Raw genomic sequence first — 21,575 nt, 5'->3', positions numbered from 1 at the left:
AAGATTGCAGGTGGCGGTCGCGCAAATCAGTTCGCTCGATAGCTTCCGGTCCGGACGTCGGCTTGCGGCACTCTTGCGCGGCCATGACGATGTAGCTGCGGCGGTGCAGACAGCGCGTACCGCTCTGCAACGAACTGGTTGGTTCGATCACCTGGCGGTCTGGGACGAGGCCGTGCACGCCCTGTTCGAGGCCAATCTCGGTCAAGCCGTGGTGCAGGGTTTTCTGCGTCTATCGGAGCAATGGCCGGCGCAGCGATCGGCCGATGATCTGATCGCGATCGGCCGCGCGGTCAGGGACATCGGCTGCAGTGCCGGAAGCCGCGTCGCCCATGCCTTGCTGACCGAATTGTCCAAGGTGCTGCCCCGGCTTGCGGGTGCAGGAGAACTCACCGCGGTTCTCGCCGCGCTCGACGAACTCGCAGCCACCGGGCCGGAGTCGGCGGGGCTCGCGATCGGCCGACTGGGGCAGTTTCTGACGCATGCCGGCGGCGAGGAGTTTGCGGCGTGGGTCTCCGCTGGATTGCGCGCCAGTGGCGGTCGCGCATCGCGCCGCCGCGCCTATTTCGCGCTCGACGATCAGCTTTCGGCGCAGCTGTTCGCAGCCGGTCGGAGCGGGGATGATTTCGCGCGGCTGGAGAAGCGCCTCGCTGCAACCACGATCGCGTTGTGGAACAGAAAACCGCGTTTCCGCAAACTTGCCGTTGCACCGACGCCGGTGCCGCGGCGGACCTCGCTTGCCGCCGGCCTCATCGGTCTTCCGCAGACCTTTCCCGGCTTCGAAGGCGAGGCGGCCGACGCCGTCTATCTCGCGGCGGTCGCGCATGCCGGCGCGCATCTGGTGCATTCCACCGTCCGCTTTCCGGTGGGACGACTGAAGGCGCTGCAGATCGCGCTGGTCTCGCTGATCGAGGATGCCCGGGTCGAGGCGCTGGCGCTCCACCAGATGCCCGGACTGCGCCGGCTGTGGCTGCCATTTCACAGTGCGACGCCAGCCGGCCAGGCAACCGCGGCCGGACTGATGATGCGGCTGGCGCGGGCGCTGATCGATCCCGATTATCAGGATCCGGATGCGTGGGTGACCAAGGGGCGGACGCTGTTTGCCGCTGCCGCCGGCCGCTGGACCGATCCCGCCATCAGCCGCGAGATCGGTGGTTTGCTCGGCAACGACATCGGGCAGATGCGGCTGCAGTTCAACGCCAAGAGCTACGTCGTCGAACCTGCCTATCGCGACGACAATCTGGCGCTGTGGGATTTCGGCGACCAGCTGGACAGTCCGGCCGAGACGATCGAGCTTGCCGTCGATTCCGTCCGGATCGAGCGGCGCGACGATGCGGGTGCCCAATCGACCGACGACAACGCCAGGCCGGACGAGACGTTGCGCGCGAAGGCCAGCGCGGTAACCTTGCCGGATGGGTTTCCGGTCGCGACCTACCCGGAATGGGACTATGCGGCGCGTACCGAGCGGCCGGACCGGACCACGATTCTGGAAGCCGATGCCGCCGTTTCCGCGCAGCCCTTCGATTCCTCGACGGACGCCGAGGCGATGCGTTGGATCACGGAGTTGACCCGCGACGCGTCGATCGGCCGCCGGATCAGACACAAGGGCCAGCGCGACGGCGACGCGCTCGACATCGACGCGGCGATCGCCCTGACGATCGAGCGGCGCACCGGCAATATCAGCGAGCCCAGGGTCTACCAGCGCGATGCGCCGGGACCGCGCGATCTCGCCATCCTGCTGCTCTTGGACCTGTCGCAATCGACCGCCGACCGTGACCGCCGCGGCCGGACGGTCCTCGACGTCGAACGCAAGGCGGCTGCGATCATGGCGGCGGCGGTCGAGGCCGCCAATGATGCGATCGCGGTGCATGGTTTCAGCTCCGACGGCCGCGAGCGCGTGCGCTATCTGCGCATCAAGGGCTTTGCGGAGCCGATGGATGCCGTGGTTCGTTCACGTCTCGCGGGTCTTGGCAGCAGCCATTCCACGCGCCTCGGCGCGGCATTGCGCCATGCCGGGGGCTACCTCGCGGAACGACGCGCGTTCCGGAAAGTGCTGCTGGTTCTGACCGACGGCGAGCCGTCCGACGTCGACGTGCCGGATGCGCAATATCTCGTCGAGGACGCCCGCCGGGCCGCGCAGCAGCTGCGGCGGCGCGGCACCGATATCTTTGCCCTTGGTATCGGTGAGCACAGGTTTCCCCAGCTCGATCGGATTTTCGGCGAGCGCTTTGCGCTCCGCGTGCCGCGCATCGAGGTGCTGCCGCAACGGGTGATGCAGCTCTACGCGGAACTGAAGAAATAGACGACCGCTTCTAGCCCGTTGCCCGCGGCAGGGAACCCTTTGCGGTGATCTCCGCCGAGAGTTCCTCGATCGTCTTGCGCTGCTCCATGGCGGCGCGGCGGATCAGCGCAAACGCAGCCGGCTCGGCCAGCGCATGGGTGTGCATGACCTGAAGGACCGCGGCGAGCACGACGCGGCGGGATCGCAGGCGCTGCTCCAGCTTGAGCACCTGCTGCTTGAGCTCGCTGGTGCGCTCGCTTCGCTCGAAAGCCAGGACGAGCGCGGCATAGATGCCGGCCGAGCGCAGCGGCTTCACCAGGAATGACGCCGGATCGAGGTCGAGCACCAGCTTCAGACGGCTCGGCGTCTCGGTGCCGAGCAGGGCGATGACCGGGCTTCGTCCAAGCGACGTCCGCTGTGCCGGCGAGGTGAGCGGCAGGAACTCGTCATCGATCAGCGTCACGTCGGGACGGCAGTCGATACTGGCACCGGGCTCCCATGTGACGATCTCGATCCCGAGACGCTCGAACTGGCGCCTGACGATCGAGGCATCGCGCTCATCCTTGATGGCGACGAGCGCCTTGCGCCCGCGCAGCGAAAATGCAGACGGTTTGCTCATTTCACAACCCGCAAATGCGGCGCATTCGGCAACGTTCCATCCCTTGCCGGGCTGGCGGCGATGTCGAGCTGCGTCAGATAAGGATCCGGTCTAACCGGCGCTTCAGCTTCCCAGAAGATGTCAAACTGTCCTTCGGCGTTCGAGACGGCCAGCCGCGGCGTCAGGACGCAGTGGTTGTTGCTGCCGTCGATCCAGACCGGACCTTGCGGCGAATTGTAGCGATGGCCGGCGGCGGCGCGCCGCACCTCGCCGATATCGGATGTGCCGGCGCGCTGCAGCGCGCGGGCCAGCAGATAGACCGCGACATAGGCGGATTGCCCGTCGACGGACGGGCTGCTGTGCTCGCCGTAGCGCGTCTTCCAGCGCGCCACGAAGGCCCGGTTCTCGGGCAGGCGAATGCTTTCGAAATAGGCCGACGAGGTGATGCATCCGGCCGATGCGGGACCCGCGATCTTGAGCTCGGGCTCGCACAGGCTGCAGCTCAGCATCGGGATGTCGAGGCCGGCCGCGGCAGTCGCCGCATGAAAGGCGCGGATGAAGTCATAACTCGAACTGCCGACCAGGGTGTTGAAGACGACCGGCGGCCGGCGGCGCACGATCTCGTCCACGATGTGCGTGACCGCGCTCTCACCGAGTTCGAGCAGGCGTTCGGCGAGAATGCGTCCTTTGGCCGCCGTCACCAGCTCGCGGGTGACGCGATTGGTTTCCCAGGTCCAGACATAGTTGGAGCCGACACAGAAGATCTCGCGCGACAGATTATCGAGCACGTAACGCACCAGCGGCAGCACATTGTGGTTGGGTGAGGCGCCGACATAGATGACATTGTCGGAGCATTCGAACCCCTCGTAGCGCGCCGGATACCAGAGCAGGCGGTCGGTACGCTCGACGATCGGCAGCACCTGCTTGCGCGAGGCTGAGGTGTAGCAGCCGATGATGTGCTCAACGCCGACGTTGCGAATGAGGTCGTCGCAGACCGTGTGGTACTCCGAAATGATTCCGCGGGGATCGCGGACATGCGCAGCTATCGCGAAGTCGAACTCGTCCTGATTGTTGATTTCGTCGACCGCCATCATGGCGCTCTTCAGGATCTCGCGTCCCATGGCCTGATAGGGCCCGTGCTGCGAGCAGATGATGCCAACTGGAATGGAGGGCTTGGTCATTGAGTGCTTTCGGCGGCGCAACGCATCAAGGAAATCATCTTCGCAGAGGTCGGTGCAAGAGGTCATGCCGATTTGCTGCGCATGCACCTCGCGAAATTTGTGCAGCCAGCCTCGTTGACAACGCGCTGCACACCTCCTTAGAATTTTCTCCTACAGGGCTTCCTGTCGAACCTTGCGTGCGTCGATTTGGCCGATGACGTCCCGATCGCCGCGCAGAGTGCTCCGTTCGACTCCGGACCCATGCGATAGTTCATAGCCGCGGCATTTGGGCCATTCGTCACCTTCGTTTCGGAGGGGCGGGTGGCTTTTTGCTTTTGCCGCTAAACAAATTGGCGACACGTCCGTGCCGCCAAGCCGGAGGCGCATGCGCGGTGATGGGCAGTGCCTGCGCTTGCGTCATGTCAAGTGTGGGGATGAGAAACGATGCCGACGACGGATCTTCACTATCTCGGGCTCATTGAGATCGGGCAGCAAATCCAGGCCAAAAAGCTCTCGCCGGTCGAGGTGACCAAGGCGATGCTCGGGCGGATCGAGCAGCTCGACGGCAAGCTCAAGAGCTACGCCTATGTGATGGGCGAGGCGGCGCTGGCCGAAGCGGCGGCAGCCGAGAAGGACATCGCTGCCGGCAAGATCAAGGGACCGCTCCACGGCGTGCCGATCGCCGTCAAGGATTTGTGCTGGGCCAAGGGCGCGCCGGCCGCGCATGGCATGACCATCCACCGGGATTTCCGGCCGAGCGAGGATGCCACGGTCGTCGCGCGGCTGAAGGATGCCGGCGCTGTTATCCTCGGCAAGCTGCAGCAGACCGAGGGCGCCTATGCCGACCACCACCCGAAGATCGATCCGCCGAAGAATCCGTGGAATGCCGATTTGTGGTCGGGCGCATCGTCGAGCGGTTCCGGCGTCGCCACCGCCGCGGGGCTTTGCTTCGGTTCGCTTGGCACCGATACGGGCGGCTCGATCCGCTTTCCATCGGCCGCCAACGGCATCACCGGGCTGAAGCCGACCTGGGGACGCGTGAGCCGTTATGGCGCGTTCGAACTCGCGGCAACGCTCGATCACATCGGGCCGATGGCGCGCAGCGCGGCCGATTGCGGCGCGATCCTCGCCGTGATTGCCGGCCAGGATCCCAAGGACACCACCTCCGTGCCGCTGCCCGTGCCGAACTATCTCGCTGGCCTGTCCGGCGATTTGCGCGGCGTGACGATCGGGGTCGATCGGCGCTGGACCAGCGAAGGAACCGACGAGGCTGCCGGCAAGGTGCTCAGCGAAGGGCTGCGCGTCGCGGCCGACCTCGGTGCGAAGATCAAGGACATCACATTCCCCGATCCCAAGGCTGTGATCGAGGATTGGTTCCCGCTGTGCGGCATCGAAGTGGCCGTCGCGCATGAAGAGACCTATCCGGCCCGCAAGGACGAATACGGTCCGGCGCTCGCCGGCCTGCTCGATCTCGGCTGGGCGCAATCCGGCATGAACTATCAGAAGATCGTGCTGCGGCGCGAAGCGTTCCGCGGCGCGGTGCGGCTGTTGTTCGAGACGGTCGATCTGATCGCCGTCCCGGCCCAGGCATTCGCTGCGCCGACATTGGCCAAGATGGCGGCGCTGGGTGAGGACCCGTCGCTGATTACCGGGCTGCTGCGCTTCACCTGTCCGTTCGACATGACCGGCAGCCCGACCGTCACGCTTCCCGGCGGCTTCGCGCCGAACGGCGGGCCGATCGCCTTCCAGTTCGTCGGCCGTCACTTCGACGAAGCAAGCCTCGTTCGCGCGGGCGATGCCTTCCAGCGCGTCACCGACTGGCACAAGCGCCATCCCGCGATCTGAATTGAGGAGCCGTTCGCATGACCGAAGACTGGTTGAAGAGTTCCATCATGGCCAAGCGCGCCCTTGCCAAGGGCGCGATCGGCACGACCCATAGCCTGACGATCGAGCAGCAGGGCGGCTTCCATTACGTCTATGGGCCCTATGCCAAGCCGACCCTGTCGATCGATCCGGGCGGGGTCGTCGTTGTCGAGACCGAAGACGCCTTCGGCGGCGTGCTCACCAGCGAAAGCGACAGTCCCACGGCGAAGCTGAACTTCCCCTATCTGAACCCGCAATGCGGGCCGATCGCGGTCAAGGGCGCCAAGAAGGGCGATTGCCTCGCCGTCTATATCCGCGACGTCGAGACTCGCGGCGCGCAGCCGGCCGGAACGACCTGCATCATTCCGGAATTCGGCGGCCTGGTCGGGACCGCATCCACGGCGCTGCTCAATCCACCGCTGCCGGAACGCGTCAGGAAGCTGCATGTCGACCGCAACGGCGTGCGCTGGAACGACAAGATCACGCTGCCCTATGAGCCGTTCATCGGCACGATCGGCGTCTCGCCGGAGATCGAGGCGATCTCCTCGCTGCAGCCCGATTATCACGGCGGCAACATGGACCTGCCCGACGTCGCCCCGGGCGCGATTATCTATCTGCCGGTGCATGCCGAAGGCGGGCTGCTCTATGTCGGCGACTGCCACGCCACGCAGGGCGACGGCGAGCTCTCGGGCGTCGCGCTGGAGCAGCGCGCGACGGTGACGCTGCAGATCGATCTGATCAAGAACTGGAGCTTCGCCTGGCCGCGGCTGGAGACGCGCGACTTCATCATGACGATCGGCAGCGCACGCCCGCTCGAGGACGCTGCGCGTATCGCCTATCGCGAGCTCGTGCGCTGGATGAGCGCCGATTACGGCTTCGACGAAATCGACGCCTACATGCTGCTCAGCCAGGCCGGCCGCATGCGGCTCGGCAACATGGTCGATCCCAAATACACGATGGGGGCGTCGATCCTGAAGAATTACCTCAAGGCGTGACTTCAAACATCCTTCAACGACAGAGGACATCGCGATGTATTCGGGGCGTATAGTCGGAATGGCTTTGCTTGGTGCAATGCTCGGGACCGCGGCAATAGGTGCCGCCCAGGCGGCTGAACCGCCGCTGAAGGTCGGCTTGCTGGAGGACGTCTCCGGCGATCTCGCCTTCATGGGCATGCCGAAGCTGCACGGCTCGCAGCTCGCGGTCGAGGAGATCAACAAGAGCGGCGGCATTCTCGGCCGGCAGATCGAGTTGATCCATCTCGATCCCCAGGGTGACAATGCCCGCTATCAGGAGTTCGGCCGCCGGTTGCTCAATCGCGACAAGGTCGACGTGCTGATCGGCGGCATCACCTCTGCATCGCGCGAGGCGCTGCGCCCGATCGTCGATCGCACCACCACGCCGTACTTCTATACGAACCAGTATGAAGGCGGTGTCTGCGACGCCAGCATGATCAGCATGGGCGCGGTGCCGGAGCAGCAGTTCTCGACCCTGATCCCCTGGATGGTCCAGAAGTTCGGCAAGAAGGTCTATGTCATCGCAGCCGACTACAATTTCGGCCAGATCTCCGCGGAGTGGAACCGCAAGATCATGAAGGACCTCGGCGGCGAGGTCGTGGGCGAGGAATTCATCCCGCTCGGCGTGTCGCAATTCGCGCAGACGATCCAGAACATTCAGAAGGCGAAGCCGGACTGGTTGCTGACGATCAATGTCGGCGCGGCGCAGGACTCGTTCTTCGAGCAGGCGGCCGCGGCCAACCTCAACCTGCCGATGGGCTCTTCGATCAAGATCATGCTCGGCTTCGAACACAAGCGGTTCAAGCCGCCGGCGCTTAACAACATGCATGCGACCGCGAACTGGTTCGAGGAGATCGATACCCCCGAAGCCAACGACTTCAAGAAGCGCTGGCACGCCAAGTTCCCCGATGAGCTTTACATCAACGACATGGGTTACAACGCGTATAACGCGCTCTACATGTACAAGGCGCTGGTCGAGAAGGCGAAGTCGACCAAGCTCGAGGACATGCGCAAGGTGATCGCAACGGGTGATGCCTGCATCGAGGCTCCCGAGGGCAAGGTCTGCATCGATCCGAAGAGCCAGCATACGTCGCACCGCATGCGCCTGATCTCGGTCGGGCCCAAGCATGAGGTGACGGTGGAGAAGGACTACGGGACGATCCAGCCATACTGGCTCGGCGAGATCGGCTGCGACCTCACCAAGAAGAACGACAAGGATCAGTACACGCCGAGTCATCTTCCCAGCAAGTCGTGATGCGCGCAGGCACGAATCTTGCTCGTGTTTGCATCGCGGCTTTGAAGCAAGCCGGCGCCGCAATGATGCGGCGCCGCGATCAGGGAGACCGGAATGTCGGCTGAACTCTTCTCGGTATTCTATCAGTTCGCCGATGTCTTCGCGTTCCTGATCCTGTCGGCGGCGGGCCTGGCCATCGTGTTCGGTATGATGGGCGTCATCAACATGGCGCATGGCGAGTTCATTATGTGCGGTGCCTACGTCACCGTGGGGCTCGTGAATCTCGGCGTCCCGCTTCCGATCGCGCAGATCCTGGCCGCGCTGACGGCGGGGATCATCGGCATGATCGTCGAGTACCTCGTCGTGCGGCGCTTCTACAAGCGACCGCTCGACTCGCTGCTCGCGACCTGGGGCCTCAGTCTGATCGTGACGCAGTCGATGCTGCTGATCGTTGGCTCCGCGGTGCGGGGTATTGGCACGCCGGAAGGAAGCTTCGCGATCGGGGGCTACACGTTTTCGACCTACCGGCTGGTGCTGTTTGCCTGTGCGGTAGCGGTGCTGGCGGGCCTCTACATCATCTTCATGAAGACGCGCTTTGGCGTGATCGCGCGCGCCACGATGCAGAATGCGGCGATGGCCAAGGCGCTCGGCGCGCGCACCGGGCGGATCTATTCCATCAGCTTCGGCATCGGCACCGCGCTCGCGGGGCTCTGCGGCGCGCTCTACGCGCCGACCATGACGCTGATCCCGACCATGGGAGCGACCTTTGTGGTCGAGAGCTTCGTCACCGTGGTGATCGGCGGCGCCAATGTCCTGCTTGGAACCGCGCCGGCCGCGGTGTTCCTGGCGATGATCCGAATGGCATTGAATGCCAGCTACGGGCAGATCATCGGGCAGATCGGCATGCTGTTTGCTGTCATCCTGATCATACGTGTGCTGCCTGAGGGACTATCCAGCGTGCTGGTTCGTCGTGGGCGCTAGACGGGAATTTCTGATGTTGAAGCTGCTCGAGGGCCCGCAGACGCTCGGACGCGGGAAGATCTTCTGGTCCTGCTTCCTCGCCGTGCTGGCGGGGGCACTGATCTATCCGCTGTTCGCCGATTCCTATGACGTCGGCAATTTCGCCTACTTCCTGATCTGGATATTCATGGCGCTCGGTCTCTGCCTGATGTGGGGATACGGCGGCATGCTGTCGTTCGGCCAGACCTTCTTCTTTGGCATCGCTGGCTACGGCTATGGCGTGCTCGCCATCAATATGGGCGGGGGAACGACCACGATCGCCGCGCTGGTTCTCTCCGTGGTCATCGCGATGATCGCGGCCGGGATCCTCGGTTACTTCATGATCTGGGGCGGCATCAGCGGGATTTTCTTCGGCATCGTGACGTTGTCGGCGACGCTAGTGCTTGCCTTCTTCCTCGGGCAGACCGCGGGGCCCGAATGGCATATCGGTCCGGCTCGGCTGAACGGCTTCAACGGCATGAAGGGGATGGACCCGCTCACGGTCGGCGACTTCGACATCGAGGGCTCGGCGCTCTATTACGTCATGATCGCGCTGATCGTGATCGTCTACATCGCGCTGCGCATGCTGGTGAACTCGAGCGTCGGCAACGTGATCGTGGCGACGCGGGAAAATCCGCAGCGCGCCGAGATGCTCGGCTACGACGTCCGCAAGTATCAGCTTTTGACGTTCGTGATCGGCAGCGGCCTCGCAGGGTTGAGCGGCGCACTGTACACGTCGTGGGGGCAGTTCATCACGCCATCCAGCATCGGCCTGCCGGCGGCGGCGATGCCGATCGTGTGGGTGGCGTTCTCCGGACGCAACGATCTGACCGCGACCTTGGTCGGATCGTTCCTGCTGCTGTTCGGCTTTCAGACCATCACGGTCTACAGCCAGCAAGCGGCGCTGGTGCTGATGGGCGTGCTGCTGCTCGCCACCGTGATGCTGGCGCCGCAGGGCTTCGTGCTCGGCATCGGCAAGCTCGTCGTCGATTGGTGGACCAGGCGTCGGCGCCGCGACGAAGCCCCGGCGCTGGCCGATACCGCCCGCCTGCAATCGGATGAGACCTGAATCATGGCGCTGGTCGATGTGAAAGGTGTCTCCAAGCGTTTCGGTGGTTTGACCGCCGTCTCCGACGTCGACCTGACGGTCAATGCCGGGGAGGTGCACTGCCTGATCGGGCCCAACGGGGCCGGGAAGAGCACGCTGTTCAAATTGATCGTCGGGCTCTATCCGCCGACCACGGGCAGCATCTTCTTCGACTCGATCGATATCACCGCCGAGCGGCCCTACGCGCGGGTGCAGCGCGGCATGAGCATCAAGATGCAGGCGCCGAGCGTGTTCAAGGAGCTGCCGGTGCGGCAGAACATCCAGATCGCGCTGCAGGAACGCATTTCGGGCGCGGAATGCCGTGCTGAAGAGGAGCGGCTGCTCGCATTGCTCAATCTGGCTGACGATAGCGGCAAGCTCGCCGGTGCGCTTTCGCACGGCCAGCAGCAATGGCTGGAGATCGGGATGGCGCTGGCGCTGCAGCCGCAGCTGCTGCTGCTGGACGAGCCGACCGCCGGCATGTCGCCGGAAGAGACTTTCAAGACCGGCGAGCTGATCAAGTCGTTCAATGCCGAGGGCATGACCGTCCTGGTCGTCGAGCACGACATGGCGTTCGTGCGTCAGGTTGCTCAGCGCGTTACCGTTCTGCATCTTGGCAAGATCTTCGCGCGCGGCAGCTTGGAGGCGATTTTGGAAGACGAGAAGGTCGCAGAAATCTATCTGGGTAAGACTCATGCCCACTGATCGCATCCTGGAGGTGTCGGGACTTTGGGCGGGCTACGGCGCGACGCCGATCCTGCAAGGCGTCAGCATGTCGGTGTCGCGCGGCGAGATCGTCGGCGTGATCGGCCGCAACGGCGTCGGCAAGTCGACCCTGATGCGGTGCTTGATCGGTCTGCTGCAGACCTGGCGCGGCACCATCAGCTTCATGGATCAGGATGTCACGCAGCTCGAGGCCGATGCGCGGGCGCGCGCCGGCTTCGGCTACATCCCGCAGGGCCGCGACGTGTTTCCGCAAATGAGCGTCGAGGAGAATTTGCAGGTCGGCGAGTTGATCGGCGGGCCCGAAGGCAAGAAGCTGCCCGAGCTCGTCTACGAGTATTTTCCACGCCTGAAGGAGCGCCGGCGCCAGATCGCGGGCACTATGTCCGGCGGTGAGCAGCAGCAGCTTGCGATCGGCCGCGCGCTGATCGGCAATCCGGCGCTGATGATCCTCGACGAGCCGTCGGAGGGCATCCAGCCGTCGATCGTGCAGCATATTTGCGAGGCGCTGAAATCGTTCCGAGCGGAGCTCGGGACCACGATCGTGTTCGTCGAGCAGAACCTCGACACCATCCTGGAGATCGCGCAGCGCTGCTACATCATGGAGAAGGGCAAGATCACGCGATCGCTGGCCGGTGAGGAGGTCAACGCGGACAACGTTCGCGCACAGCTGTTACTGTGATCGACCGCGCGATGCGGTGAGGTCAATGCGTTGCATAATTGATAATAATGGAGGGAATGGACATGGATCTCGGACTCAAGGGAGCAAAGGTTCTCGTTACCGGCAGCACCAAAGGCATCGGCAGGGCGATCGCCGACACGTTCGCCGCCGAGGGCGCCAATGTCGGCATCTGTGCGCGCAACCAGGGCGACGTCGACGCTGCGGTCACAGCGCTCAAGGCCAAGGGCGTTTCGGCGTTCGGTAGTGCCGTCGACGTCTCAAACGGGCCGGCCCTGAAGGCCTGGGTCGCCGACATGGCGTCCAAGCTCGGCGGCATCGATGTCGTGGTCGCCAATGTCAGCGCGCTCTCGATCGGGCAGGACGAGGAGAGCTGGGAGAAGGAGTTCTCGACCGACATGATGGGCACGGTGCGGCTCGTCAACGCGGCGATGCCGTATCTGGAGAAGAGTGCGGCGGCCGCGATCGTCACGATCTCGAGCGTGTCGGGGCGCGAGGTCGATTTTGCCAGCGGTCCCTACGGTACGTTCAAGGCGGCGATCATCCACTACACGCAGGGCCTCGCCTACCAGCTCGCCGCCAAGGGCATCCGGGCCAATTCGGTGTCGCCGGGCAACACCTACTTCGAAGGTGGTGTCTGGAACATGATCAAGGACGGCAATCCCGAACTGTACAAGACCGCACTGGCGCTCAACCCGACCGGCCGCATGGGCACGCCGCAAGAGATGGCGAACGCCGCCGTGTTCCTCGCCAGCAGGGCGGCGAGCTTCATCACCGGGACCAACCTCGTGGTGGACGGCGCGTTGACGCGCGGCGTCCAGTTCTAGGCGGGTCGCGCCGTCAGCGGAGTCGCGAGATCGCCGCCCGCGGCGGCGGTCCGGGCAGGCATATTCCGATAACAGCAGGGCGTCAGATGTCAGCGGATTCATTGCACTACAAATCCATCACCGAAATCTCCGAGCTCATTCGCCGCAAGGAGGTGAAGCCCTCGGAGATCACCGAGGCGATGCTGGGCCGGATTGCGAAGCTGGATGGACAGTTTCACGGCTATGCGCTGGTCCTTGCGGAGCGGGCGATGGCCCAGGCCAAGCAGTACGATGCGGAGATCGCCAAGGGCGTCTGGCGCGGCCCGCTGCATGGCGTTCCGATCGGGTTGAAGGACCTCTGCTACACCTCGTTTGCACCGACCGCGGGTGGCACGACGATCCACGCCAAATTCGTGCCGTCCTTCAATGCCACGATCGTGGATCGGCTCGAAGTCGCCGGCGCGGTGACGCTCGGCAAGCTGAAGATGACGGAGGGGGCCTATACCAGCCATCATCCGGCCGTTCAGGCCCCGCTCAACCCGTGGAATGTGAACTACTGGGTTGGCTCCTCATCGACCGGATCGGGCGTCGCGACCTCGGCGGGGCTCTGCTACGGCTCGATCGGCAGCGACACCGGCGGCTCGATCCGCTTTCCGTCGGCGACCTGCGGGTTGACCGGGATCAAGCCGACCTGGGGGCGGGTCAGCCGCTACGGCGTCTTCCCGCTGGCCGACTCGCTCGATCACGTCGGGCCGATGTGCCGGAGCGCTGCGGATGCCGCGGCGATGCTCGGCGTCATCGCGGGCGCTGATATCAACGACCCGACCGCCTTGCGGGCTCCGGTGCCGAACTATCTGGCTGGAGCGGGCGACGGCATCAGGGGCCTCAGGATCGGTGTTGACCGCAGGTACACCCAGGAGGGCATCGATCGGCAGGTCGTCGCTGCGCTGGTGCAAGCCGAGCGCACGCTCGCCGATCTCGGCGCCGACATCCGCGAGGTGCATTTCCCGCCTTACCAGAAGCTCGTCAGCCAGTGGATTGCGATGTGCTCGGTGGAGACGGCTGAGGCGCATCTGGACACCTACCCGTCGCGCAAGTCGGAATACGGACCCGACCTCGCGCAGCTGATCGAGCAGGGCAGGGCGACGAGCGGCGTCGACATCGCGGCCATCCATCATGAACGGCAGAAGTTCAGCGGCAGCCTCGCCGCCATGTTCGAAGATATCGACCTGCTGCTGATCCCGACGATGCCGGTGCCGATCCCGACGCTCACCAAGATGAGCGAATACGGTGCCGACCCCAATGTCCTCCTGAGCATTCTGCGCTTCACGGCGGTGTTCGATTTCTCGGGCAGCCCGACCATCACGCTGCCGATGGGCATGGCCTCGGACCAGATGCCGCTCAGCATGCAACTGGTCGGCCCGCATCTGTCCGAAGACGTGCTGGTCCGCGCCGGCGCCGCGTTCCAGTCGGTGACGGACTGGCATACGCGGCGGCCGCCGATCGAATAGGCATCGCTAGCCTGTCTTGTCGACATTCCAGAACAGCGGCACCGGCGCGCGGACGATGTCCTTCAGCGCCTTGCGCGTCGCGGCCGGTTGATTGTACTGCCCGGTCGGGACGTGGGTGACCACCTCGTAGGCGCGTGCCTGGATCTTGTCGGCCAGCGCCTTCTGGTCCGGCGGCGCCGCGGTGCGGGCAAAGCTGTCGCGCAGCCGCTCGAGCTCGGCGTCCTCGACCCAGCCGAAGAAGCCGCCGTTCTTGCCCTTGCCGTTGACGCAGGCGTTGCCGATCGGATTGACGAGGTCGGCGCTGGCCCAGGTCGAATGGTAGAGCGACCAGCCGCCCTCGGCCGGCATCGACTGCTTGGCGCGCCGCGCCACCACCGAACCCCAATCCATCGCCAGCAGGTTGACGTTCATGCCGATCGAACGCAGCGCCTCGGCGGTGACCGTGCCGAGCGCGGTGATGATAGGCGCGTCGGTTGCGTGCAGGATCGTGATCGGCTCGCCCTTGTAGCCGCCCTGCTTGAGCAGCTCCCTGGCTTTCGCGGTGTCCGCCTTGGTCGACCATCCGACCGCGCTTTCGAACGGGGTGCCGGCGACGAAGATCGCCGGCGTGATCTTGTAGTAATCGGGATTGCCGATCTGGGTGTCGAGCCAGTCCTTCTGGTTCACCGCGTGCAGCACGGCCTGGCGGATCTCCGGCCGGTCGAACGGCGGCACCAGCCAGTTCATCCGGCACATGCCGGAGAAGCCCAGCGTGTTGTAATCGGTCAGCTCGACATTCGCTGCGCGCGCGAGCATCGGATGATGGTCGTGCGGCGGCACCTCGAAATAGTCGATCTCGTCGTTGACAAGCGCGTTGGTCGCGATCTGGAAATCCGGCACGCTGATCCATTCGTAGCGGCCGATCTTGACGACCTTGCCGCCGCCGGTGCCGTCGGACGGCTCGTCGCGGGAAACGTAGTCCGGGTTCTTCTCATAGGCGGCCTTGACGCCGGGCTGGAATTCCGCCGTCACGAAGCGGAACGGTCCGGAGCCGAGGTGATCTGATATGGCCTGGTCGGCGGGCGTCGCGGCGATCCGCGCCGGCACGATGAAGGGCACGTTGGCGGTCGGTTTCCCGAGCGCCGCCAGAACGAAGCCGCACGGCTCCTTCAGCGCCATGCGAAAGGTGCGCTCGTCGACCGCCTTCAGCTCGGCAACGAATTCGAAGAGTTTTTGGCCCATCGTGTCGCGCCTGGCCCAGCGCTGCAGCGAAGGGATGACGTCGGCCGACGTCACCGCGCTGCCGTCATGGAATTTGAGGCCGGGCCGCAGGCGGAAGGTGTAGGTCAAGTTGTCGGTGGAGACATCCCAGGCCTCGACCATCTGCGGCTTGATTTCGAATTTCGAATTGGTCGAGAACAGCGTGTCATAGATCATGTAGCCGTGGTTGCGCGCGGTCCACGCCGTCGTCATGATCGGGTCGGTGGCGCGCAGCGGCGCGTGCATGACGGCCGTGATCGTCTTCGAACTGGCTCGCGCGATGCGCGGCATCGCAATGCCGAGGCTTGCTCCCGCGCCGATCTGCAACAGACGGCGGCGGTTGATCGATGGTCCCATGGTGTCCCCCTGTCGCAATCGGTCAGCTCTTGCCGGCAAGCCTGGCCGCGATCGCGCGATAGCCGCGCATCCACATGTGATCGAGATCGAGATCCATCGGCAGCGGCTGCGAGGAGACGCGTGCGACCACGGTCTCATTGGCCGGATCGATGTAGATCCACTGGCCATGGATGCCGACCGCGGCAAACGGCGTTTCGCGTCGATCGAGCGTGTACCACTTGTTGCGGTAATTGCCGTTTGGAAACACTTTCGTCAGGTCGCCGCGCGACCAGGCCTCGGCATTGCCGTTCTGCCTGATGTCGTCGATCCACCAGCCGGGGACGACCTGTCGTCCGTTGCTGATGCCGTGATTGCGCATCATCTCGCCGAAGCGGGTGAGATCGCGCAGTGTCGCGCAGATGCCGCCGGCGACGCGGCCTGCGCCGCGTGAATCGACCGTGATGTAGGCATTGTGCTCGGCGCCCATCGGCTGCCACAGATAGTGCGAGAGGATCTTTGCGTAGGACAGGCCGCAGGCGCGCTCATAGACCCAGCCGAGCACATCGGTATTGGTCGATACGTAGTGGAAGGTCTCTCCATGCGGTGCGCCGTTCGACCGCAGCGTGCGCAGATAGTCGCGCAGATTGCTCGGCGGAATCGCCGGATCGGGCAGCTCCCAGCCGGTCGAGCGCCGGTAGTTCATGACGTCGCCGTCGCGCGCCATGTAATCCTCGTCGAAGCGGATGCCGACGCTCATGTCGAGCAGATGCCGCACCCTGCAGCCGCCGCCATAGACCGAGCCCTCCATCTCCGGGATGTAGCGCGTGACCGGCGCGTCGGGATCGAGCTTGCCGTGATCGGCGAGGATGCCGCCGAGCGTTCCGGCGACCGACTTGCTGACGGAGAAGATCAGGTGCGGGGTATCGGGCGTCAGGCCATGGGCATACCATTCGAACGCGACCTGTCCGCGATGCGACACGACGATGCCGTCGGTGTGGCTGGCGCGCAGCGCCTCGCCGACGCCGACCGTCTCGCCGCGCGGGTTGGCGAAGCTGAGGTCGTCGAGATAGCGCGGCGCAAAGGACAGTGGCGCCGGCGCTGCGGCGCGCGCGATGTTCGCGGTGGGCAGCAATTCGCGGACATTGCGGAATGCCCACTCGTTGAAGGGATGTTGGCGCCAGTTGGCGAGCGTGACCTGTTCGTCGGCCGCCGACGGGAAGGCGGCCATGATGCGACGCGAATTCATTCTTGATCCAGCAATGACATCGGATGATGCGCGAAAGTTCCGCATGGCTCGCGTCGCTCGCAATCAACCGGATGGTGGAGGGGGCCGTTGGGTTACTTCGGCGTAACCGTTTCCCCGGATGTGCGCTCCGTGCGTTTGGCCCGCAATTTGCTTGACTATGGCTCGCGCGTGCCTCAGCGTGACGGTTACGCGACGCGCAGACGTTCGCCATCGGGAAACATCGGGAGGTAGGTCATGATCGCGCTTCTGGGCCGACCGGATCCGGCAACCACGCAGGCCATTCAGTTCGCGCGCGGCATTCTCGAGGGGTCGGCGACCGCGTTCTACGAGGTCGACGGCAATTTGACCCTCAACCGCTTCGTGCTCAGCAGCAACGTGCCGCCGAGTTTCCACGACCAGTATCTTGCCGGCATGAACCGGCTCGATCCGTTACATCCGCGCTCGGCGAGCAACCGGCCGATTGCGCGGCTGAGCACGGCGCTCGACCAATGCGCGACCCAGGAGGCGGCGACCTACCGCGCCTTCGCCGGCCAATGCGGCGTCGCCGACATGATCGAGTTCTTCTTCCGCCGCAACGACCGCATCGTCGCCGGAATGAGCGTGCTGTGGGCGCCGGGCTGCGCGATCCCCGACGGTAGCATGCACATTGCGGAGAAGATCCACGACTATCTCGAGTTCAACCTGACCAGTCGCCTGTCGTCGAATGCCGACGAGCCGGCGCGCTTTGGCCTGACCTCGCGCGAGATGGAAGTCGTCGAGCTGTTGTGCTGCGGCCGAACCAACCGCGAGATCGGCGAGTGCCTGAACATCGGCCTCGCGACGGTGAAGACGCATCTGATCCATATCTTCGAAAAGCTCGGCGTCGAGACCCGCTCCGCCGTCGTGGCAATGATGTCGCGGCCGCATTGAGGCGCGGGCTGTCGATTAGAGCCCGCGGCTCTTCCGGCACGTCGTCCCTGCGAAAGCAGGGACCCATCCGCCGCGGCGGATGTTGTGGACGGGATTCGTCGTTCGGGCGTCGCTCAACAATGACTGCCTGTCGTTATGGGTCCCTGCTTTCGCAGGGAGGACGATGAGGATCGTTCTCGCGCGAGACAACGCACCATCATTGCGCTCCCATCGTCGGTGTCATCACCCGCGCATGCGAGCGATCCAGTATTCCAGAGATGGTGCGGGTTCCTCACACACGATCGTCGTCCTGGCGAAAGCCAGGACCCATAACCACAGCATTTGATCATGAACGGGATCGTGGCCCCAGCGTCGCGCAACAATTGCGATCCGGGGCAATGGGTCCTGGCTTTCGCCAGGACGACATTGAGTGTGGGGCGCGGTCCGTGAGTCACACATCCGGAATTGGGCGGGACCGTCGCTCCGTGGGCCGAAGCGGCGATCCCTGATCGCGCGAGGTGCATGGTCGGGTGTGGGCAAAATGTCGGCCAATCCGCACGACTGGGGACATGATAGATCGATAAGCGCACGCGGCAATTGCCATTCTGGACTAGCCCCGAGTAACAGATTCAGCGGCAAGCAGGCTCCACAGCGCAGAAGTAGTAGCGCGGCGCAGCAATCGCGGTTCCTGGTAGATGAGAGTCCGGAGCGAGGCGTAACGTCATGGGTGGAGGCTGGCCGCTACGGCCTCCGAAGCCGCCGTCAGCCCCAGCTCACCCCCTGAGTTGGGGCGCCGGAGCGCACGAAGCGCAGGAGGGGTAGGCCAATCAGAGGCGCGAGCTGAGTTTCGTCGTCGCGGCCTTCGACGCTGCCTTTGACTTTGCGCGCGGCGTCACGCCATGTCTGGACGATGCTGCAATTCGGGTATGTCGCTTGCCGGCCAGCTTTGTGTGCCTTGATACAGTACGATGAGCAGCATACTCCCGACCATCGACCGGTGCGAGATGCGCTGGGTCTCCATTCAAGTATGGACGTCCAACTCCGAACTGCTTTTCGTGCTCATCTATCCATTTCCATAATCGCTTGGTCTCGGTTGCACGCTCGTCCTTGCTCCCGCCATTCATGCTGACGACGTCTGCAGCGAGCCCGTGACCATAGCCTCCACGCGAGCTGCCACCGTGATAAGATTTGTCATTTGCGGCCTTCAGCCCGTTTGCAATCGATTGGCGGTAGTCATCGCGGAATCCGCTTGTGATCCCGGGTGCCAATCCGGCCTGTTCCGCTGCATGGAGCAAATAGAACAGCTTTAGCTTGAAGGCTCGATCCATCCCTCCGATCACGTAATCCATCAGAGGCATGCGGGCTCTTTCTGCCGCCTTGGGGTCCTTCCACCCGAAGTCATTTTCGACCCGCTTCGGGAAGCTGCGCGTGACGGTGATCAGCTTGCGCTTCCGTTTGATGATCACGTCCTTTTTTTCGTACACGACGATCCAGTCGGTCTTCGGCGCGCGCATGTAAAGCGCGCCAAGGAACCGGTCGATGCACGTCTCGGCAACAAAGCACTCGTCCAGGACCAAGACTGTATCGACATTGTCCGGAGCGGCCTTGAGCGGGTCGGTAACGTTGGCGGTTTGAGAGGCCTGCTCAGCTTGCTTCTCGCTTGGCGTCGTCGACAGAGCCTCGGGCGACGCTCGGTCCGCATCCGGCAAGACACCTCCGTCGGCATCGGATTGAGCCGACGGTTCGGATGCCGTCACCTGCCGGCTCGACTCCTCATTGGGCGACGCTGCACGCACGTCGTGAACGACGGCGCAGCATGACAGTGAAACCAGAGACGAGACAATGCGTAACCAACCAGCCCCGCAACCGAACCGACTTCGCCTGGCGCCATGAAACTCTCTGAGAGATGACATCGGCATTGGCAATCGACATGAGCTAAATTGATCATGGCAGCGTGCCATCGCGCTCCGGGCTTGGCAACCAGTTACCCACCACAGAATTGCCGCCGAGCACGCAACTATTCAGATAGGCCGAAAGAATTCCTCACGTGCAGGTTTGACAGGTGTGTTGCCGGGTTGCCCGCCGGATCAATCCGCCGCGTCCGAGACGCGTCTGGCAGAACAACCTCGTCCGTGTTCACCGATCCACCGTTAGGTGGATTGCTGCCTGCCCGGTGGCCAAACGAGAGTCCTCCGCGAGGACCGGTGTCGTTTTCGACAATGTGGCGAGCGGCGGCCGCTCACAACATTGAAGGAAACGACATGCGCGATTTCATGGCCATCGGCCGTTCGGTGGCGGTTGCGGAGCGTGGCATGGCCGCGACCTCGCACCCGCAGGCGACGCTGGCCGCGGTCGAGATGCTGAAGGCCGGCGGCAACGCCGTCGATGCCGCGGTGGCGGCGGTCGCGGTGCAGGGCGTCGTCGAGCCGCAGATGACCGGGATCGGCGGCGACTGCTTCGCGCTGTATTCGCCTGACGCCGGCGAGCCGATCGCGCTGAACGGCTCGGGCCGCACGCCTGCCGCAACCGATGCCGAGAAATTTGCCGCGAGCGGTGCACGCGACATTCCGCCGACCGCGCCCGAGGCCGTCACCGTGCCCGGCGCGATCGATGCGTGGTGCCGGCTGGTCGCCGATCATGGCAGCAGGTCCCTGGAGGAGATCTTCCGGCCGGCGATCGCGGCTGCCGAGCGGGGCTTTTGCGTGACGCCCCGCGTCGCGGAGGACTGGCGCCGCTTCCGGGCCCGGATCGAGATCGACGGCAATGCGGCGGCGCAGTTCCTGCCCGGCGGCAAGGCGCCTGAGGTCGGCGACATCCGTACGCAACCCGCGCTCGGCCGCACCCTTCGCCGGATCGCGCAGCACGGGCGCGACGCGTTCTACGCGGGCGAGGCTGCCGACGAGATGGTGGCTATCTTGCGTGCCTTGGGCGGCGCACACAGCACCGACGATTTCGCCGCCCAAGCCTCCGACTATGTGCGCCCGATCTCGGCGCGCTACCACGACCACGACGTGGTCGAGTGTCCGCCAAACGGGCAGGGCCTGGCCGCGCTGATGATCCTGCGGACGCTTGCCGGCTTCGATGTCGGCAAGCTCGGAGAGGCCGATCGCATCCATCTGCTGGCCGAAGCCACCAAAGCGGCCTACCGCGCGCGCGATGCCTTCTTTTGCGATCCTGCCACCAGCAAGGTCGATCCGGCCGCATTCCTTGCCGAGGACTATATCGGGAGAATCCGCGACAAGATCGACATGTGCCGCGCGTCCGCGCCCGCGACCTGGGACGATATCGAGCATCGCGACACCGTTTATGTCACGGTGGTCGACCGCGACCTCAACGCCGTGTCGCTGATCAACTCGCTGTTCTATCCGTTCGGCAGCGGCATCTACGCGCCGCAATCGGGCGTGCTGCTGCACAACCGCGGCTGGAGCTTTCGCGCCAAACCGGGACATCCCAATTCGCTCGGGCCGCGCAAGCGGCCGATGCATACGATCATTCCGGGTCTGCTGCGCAAGGACGGCAAGACCGTGATGTCGTTCGGCGTGATGGGCGGGCACTACCAGGCCGCGGGCCACGCCAATCTGTTGTCCAACATCTTCGACATGAAGATGGACATCCAGGCCGCGGCCGAGGCACCGCGCTCCTTTGCCTTCGACGGCGCGCTGTCGCTGGAGACGACCATTTCTCCAGGGATACGCGACGACCTTCGCGCCCGCGGCCACGATGCCCGGTTCTCGGAGGAGCCGATCGGCGGCTGCCAGGCGATCCGCATCGACCATGCGACGGGCGTGCTGTTCGGTGCCTCCGACCACCGCAAGGACGGTCTGGCGCTGGGGTTTTGAGGGGCGGTGAGGCTCTTACAGTTGTCATTGCGAGGAGCGACAGCGACGAAGCAATCCATATCACCGCCCGCGGAGT

Annotated in this window: 17 protein-coding genes; 12 read left to right on the top strand and 5 right to left on the bottom strand. The window is 64.5% G+C overall.

Annotated features, from left to right (window positions below):
• The first annotated feature begins 10 nt into the window (after window positions 1–10).
• On the top strand, window positions 11–2,299 hold the full coding sequence (locus QA635_RS26845; protein WP_283062369.1) for a VWA domain-containing protein: 2,289 nt from the start codon (window positions 11–13) through the stop codon (window positions 2,297–2,299).
• Window positions 2,300–2,309: 10 nt separating this feature from the next.
• Here the strand turns inward: QA635_RS26845 and QA635_RS26840 are convergent, their stop codons facing one another.
• The gene (locus QA635_RS26840; protein WP_092080040.1) at window positions 2,310–2,897 is read right to left on the bottom strand and encodes an ANTAR domain-containing response regulator; all 588 of its coding nucleotides are present in this window, start codon (window positions 2,895–2,897) and stop codon (window positions 2,310–2,312) included.
• Entirely contained in the window at window positions 2,894–4,057 is a 1,164-nt protein-coding gene (locus QA635_RS26835; RefSeq protein ID WP_283062366.1) for a transporter substrate-binding domain-containing protein, read from the bottom strand. The genes QA635_RS26840 and QA635_RS26835 overlap by 4 nt, the downstream gene beginning before the upstream one ends.
• A gap of 423 nt (window positions 4,058–4,480) precedes the next feature.
• Between QA635_RS26835 and QA635_RS26830 the strand changes: the two genes are divergently transcribed.
• The 9 genes from QA635_RS26830 (at window position 4,481) to QA635_RS26790 (ending at window position 13,951) form a co-directional block, all read left to right on the top strand.
• A complete protein-coding gene (locus QA635_RS26830) occupies window positions 4,481–5,881 on the top strand; it encodes an amidase (RefSeq protein ID WP_283062364.1) in 1,401 nt (466 codons plus the stop codon).
• Between the two features lie 17 nt (window positions 5,882–5,898).
• The gene (locus QA635_RS26825; protein ID WP_092080049.1) at window positions 5,899–6,894 is read left to right on the top strand and encodes an acetamidase/formamidase family protein; all 996 of its coding nucleotides are present in this window, start codon (window positions 5,899–5,901) and stop codon (window positions 6,892–6,894) included.
• A 58-nt stretch (window positions 6,895–6,952) separates the two neighbouring features.
• Window positions 6,953–8,167 (top strand): urea ABC transporter substrate-binding protein, encoded by a 1,215-nt coding sequence (locus QA635_RS26820; protein ID WP_141339913.1) that lies wholly within the window; start codon window positions 6,953–6,955, stop codon window positions 8,165–8,167.
• A gap of 93 nt (window positions 8,168–8,260) precedes the next feature.
• The gene (locus tag QA635_RS26815) at window positions 8,261–9,127 is read left to right on the top strand and encodes an ABC transporter permease subunit (RefSeq protein ID WP_016845722.1); all 867 of its coding nucleotides are present in this window, start codon (window positions 8,261–8,263) and stop codon (window positions 9,125–9,127) included.
• A 13-nt stretch (window positions 9,128–9,140) separates the two neighbouring features.
• Window positions 9,141–10,214 carry a branched-chain amino acid ABC transporter permease gene (locus tag QA635_RS26810; RefSeq protein WP_057015931.1) on the top strand — a complete coding sequence of 358 codons (1,074 nt, stop codon included), beginning with the start codon at window positions 9,141–9,143 and terminating at the stop codon, window positions 10,212–10,214.
• Window positions 10,215–10,217: 3 nt separating this feature from the next.
• Window positions 10,218–10,937: an ATP-binding cassette domain-containing protein gene (locus QA635_RS26805; protein ID WP_018270850.1), complete on the top strand. Its 720-nt coding sequence runs from the start codon at window positions 10,218–10,220 to the stop codon at window positions 10,935–10,937.
• Window positions 10,927–11,637 (top strand): ABC transporter ATP-binding protein, encoded by a 711-nt coding sequence (locus tag QA635_RS26800; RefSeq protein WP_050386935.1) that lies wholly within the window; start codon window positions 10,927–10,929, stop codon window positions 11,635–11,637. The genes QA635_RS26805 and QA635_RS26800 overlap by 11 nt, the downstream gene beginning before the upstream one ends.
• Window positions 11,638–11,699: 62 nt before the next feature.
• Window positions 11,700–12,461: an SDR family NAD(P)-dependent oxidoreductase gene (locus QA635_RS26795; RefSeq protein WP_283062362.1), complete on the top strand. Its 762-nt coding sequence runs from the start codon at window positions 11,700–11,702 to the stop codon at window positions 12,459–12,461.
• An 86-nt stretch (window positions 12,462–12,547) separates the two neighbouring features.
• Entirely contained in the window at window positions 12,548–13,951 is a 1,404-nt protein-coding gene (locus QA635_RS26790; protein ID WP_283062361.1) for an amidase, read from the top strand.
• A gap of 6 nt (window positions 13,952–13,957) precedes the next feature.
• Here the strand turns inward: QA635_RS26790 and QA635_RS26785 are convergent, their stop codons facing one another.
• Together QA635_RS26785 and QA635_RS26780 are read right to left on the bottom strand one after the other, a co-directional pair.
• Window positions 13,958–15,547, bottom strand: coding sequence for an ABC transporter substrate-binding protein (locus QA635_RS26785; RefSeq protein ID WP_283062359.1), 1,590 nt, complete (start codon window positions 15,545–15,547; stop codon window positions 13,958–13,960).
• Window positions 15,548–15,569: 22 nt separating this feature from the next.
• Window positions 15,570–16,772 carry a serine hydrolase domain-containing protein gene (locus QA635_RS26780; protein ID WP_283062357.1) on the bottom strand — a complete coding sequence of 401 codons (1,203 nt, stop codon included), beginning with the start codon at window positions 16,770–16,772 and terminating at the stop codon, window positions 15,570–15,572.
• 234 nt (window positions 16,773–17,006) lie between these two features.
• Between QA635_RS26780 and QA635_RS26775 the strand changes: the two genes are divergently transcribed.
• Window positions 17,007–17,681 (top strand): helix-turn-helix transcriptional regulator, encoded by a 675-nt coding sequence (locus QA635_RS26775; protein ID WP_028345120.1) that lies wholly within the window; start codon window positions 17,007–17,009, stop codon window positions 17,679–17,681.
• Between the two features lie 806 nt (window positions 17,682–18,487).
• Here QA635_RS26775 and QA635_RS26770 read toward each other — a convergent pair.
• A complete protein-coding gene (locus QA635_RS26770; protein WP_283062355.1) occupies window positions 18,488–19,417 on the bottom strand; it encodes a D-alanyl-D-alanine carboxypeptidase family protein in 930 nt (309 codons plus the stop codon).
• A 504-nt stretch (window positions 19,418–19,921) separates the two neighbouring features.
• On the opposite strand from QA635_RS26770, the gene QA635_RS26765 reads away from it, so the two are divergent.
• Window positions 19,922–21,499 (top strand): gamma-glutamyltransferase family protein, encoded by a 1,578-nt coding sequence (locus tag QA635_RS26765; RefSeq protein ID WP_283062354.1) that lies wholly within the window; start codon window positions 19,922–19,924, stop codon window positions 21,497–21,499.
• Window positions 21,500–21,575 lie beyond the last annotated feature (76 nt).

The sequence above is a fragment of the Bradyrhizobium brasilense genome (genome assembly GCF_029714345.1).
Lineage (GTDB): Bacteria > Pseudomonadota > Alphaproteobacteria > Rhizobiales > Xanthobacteraceae > Bradyrhizobium > Bradyrhizobium australafricanum.
Note: the sequence above shows the minus strand (reverse complement) of the source record. Positions and strands in the feature narration are given on the sequence as shown.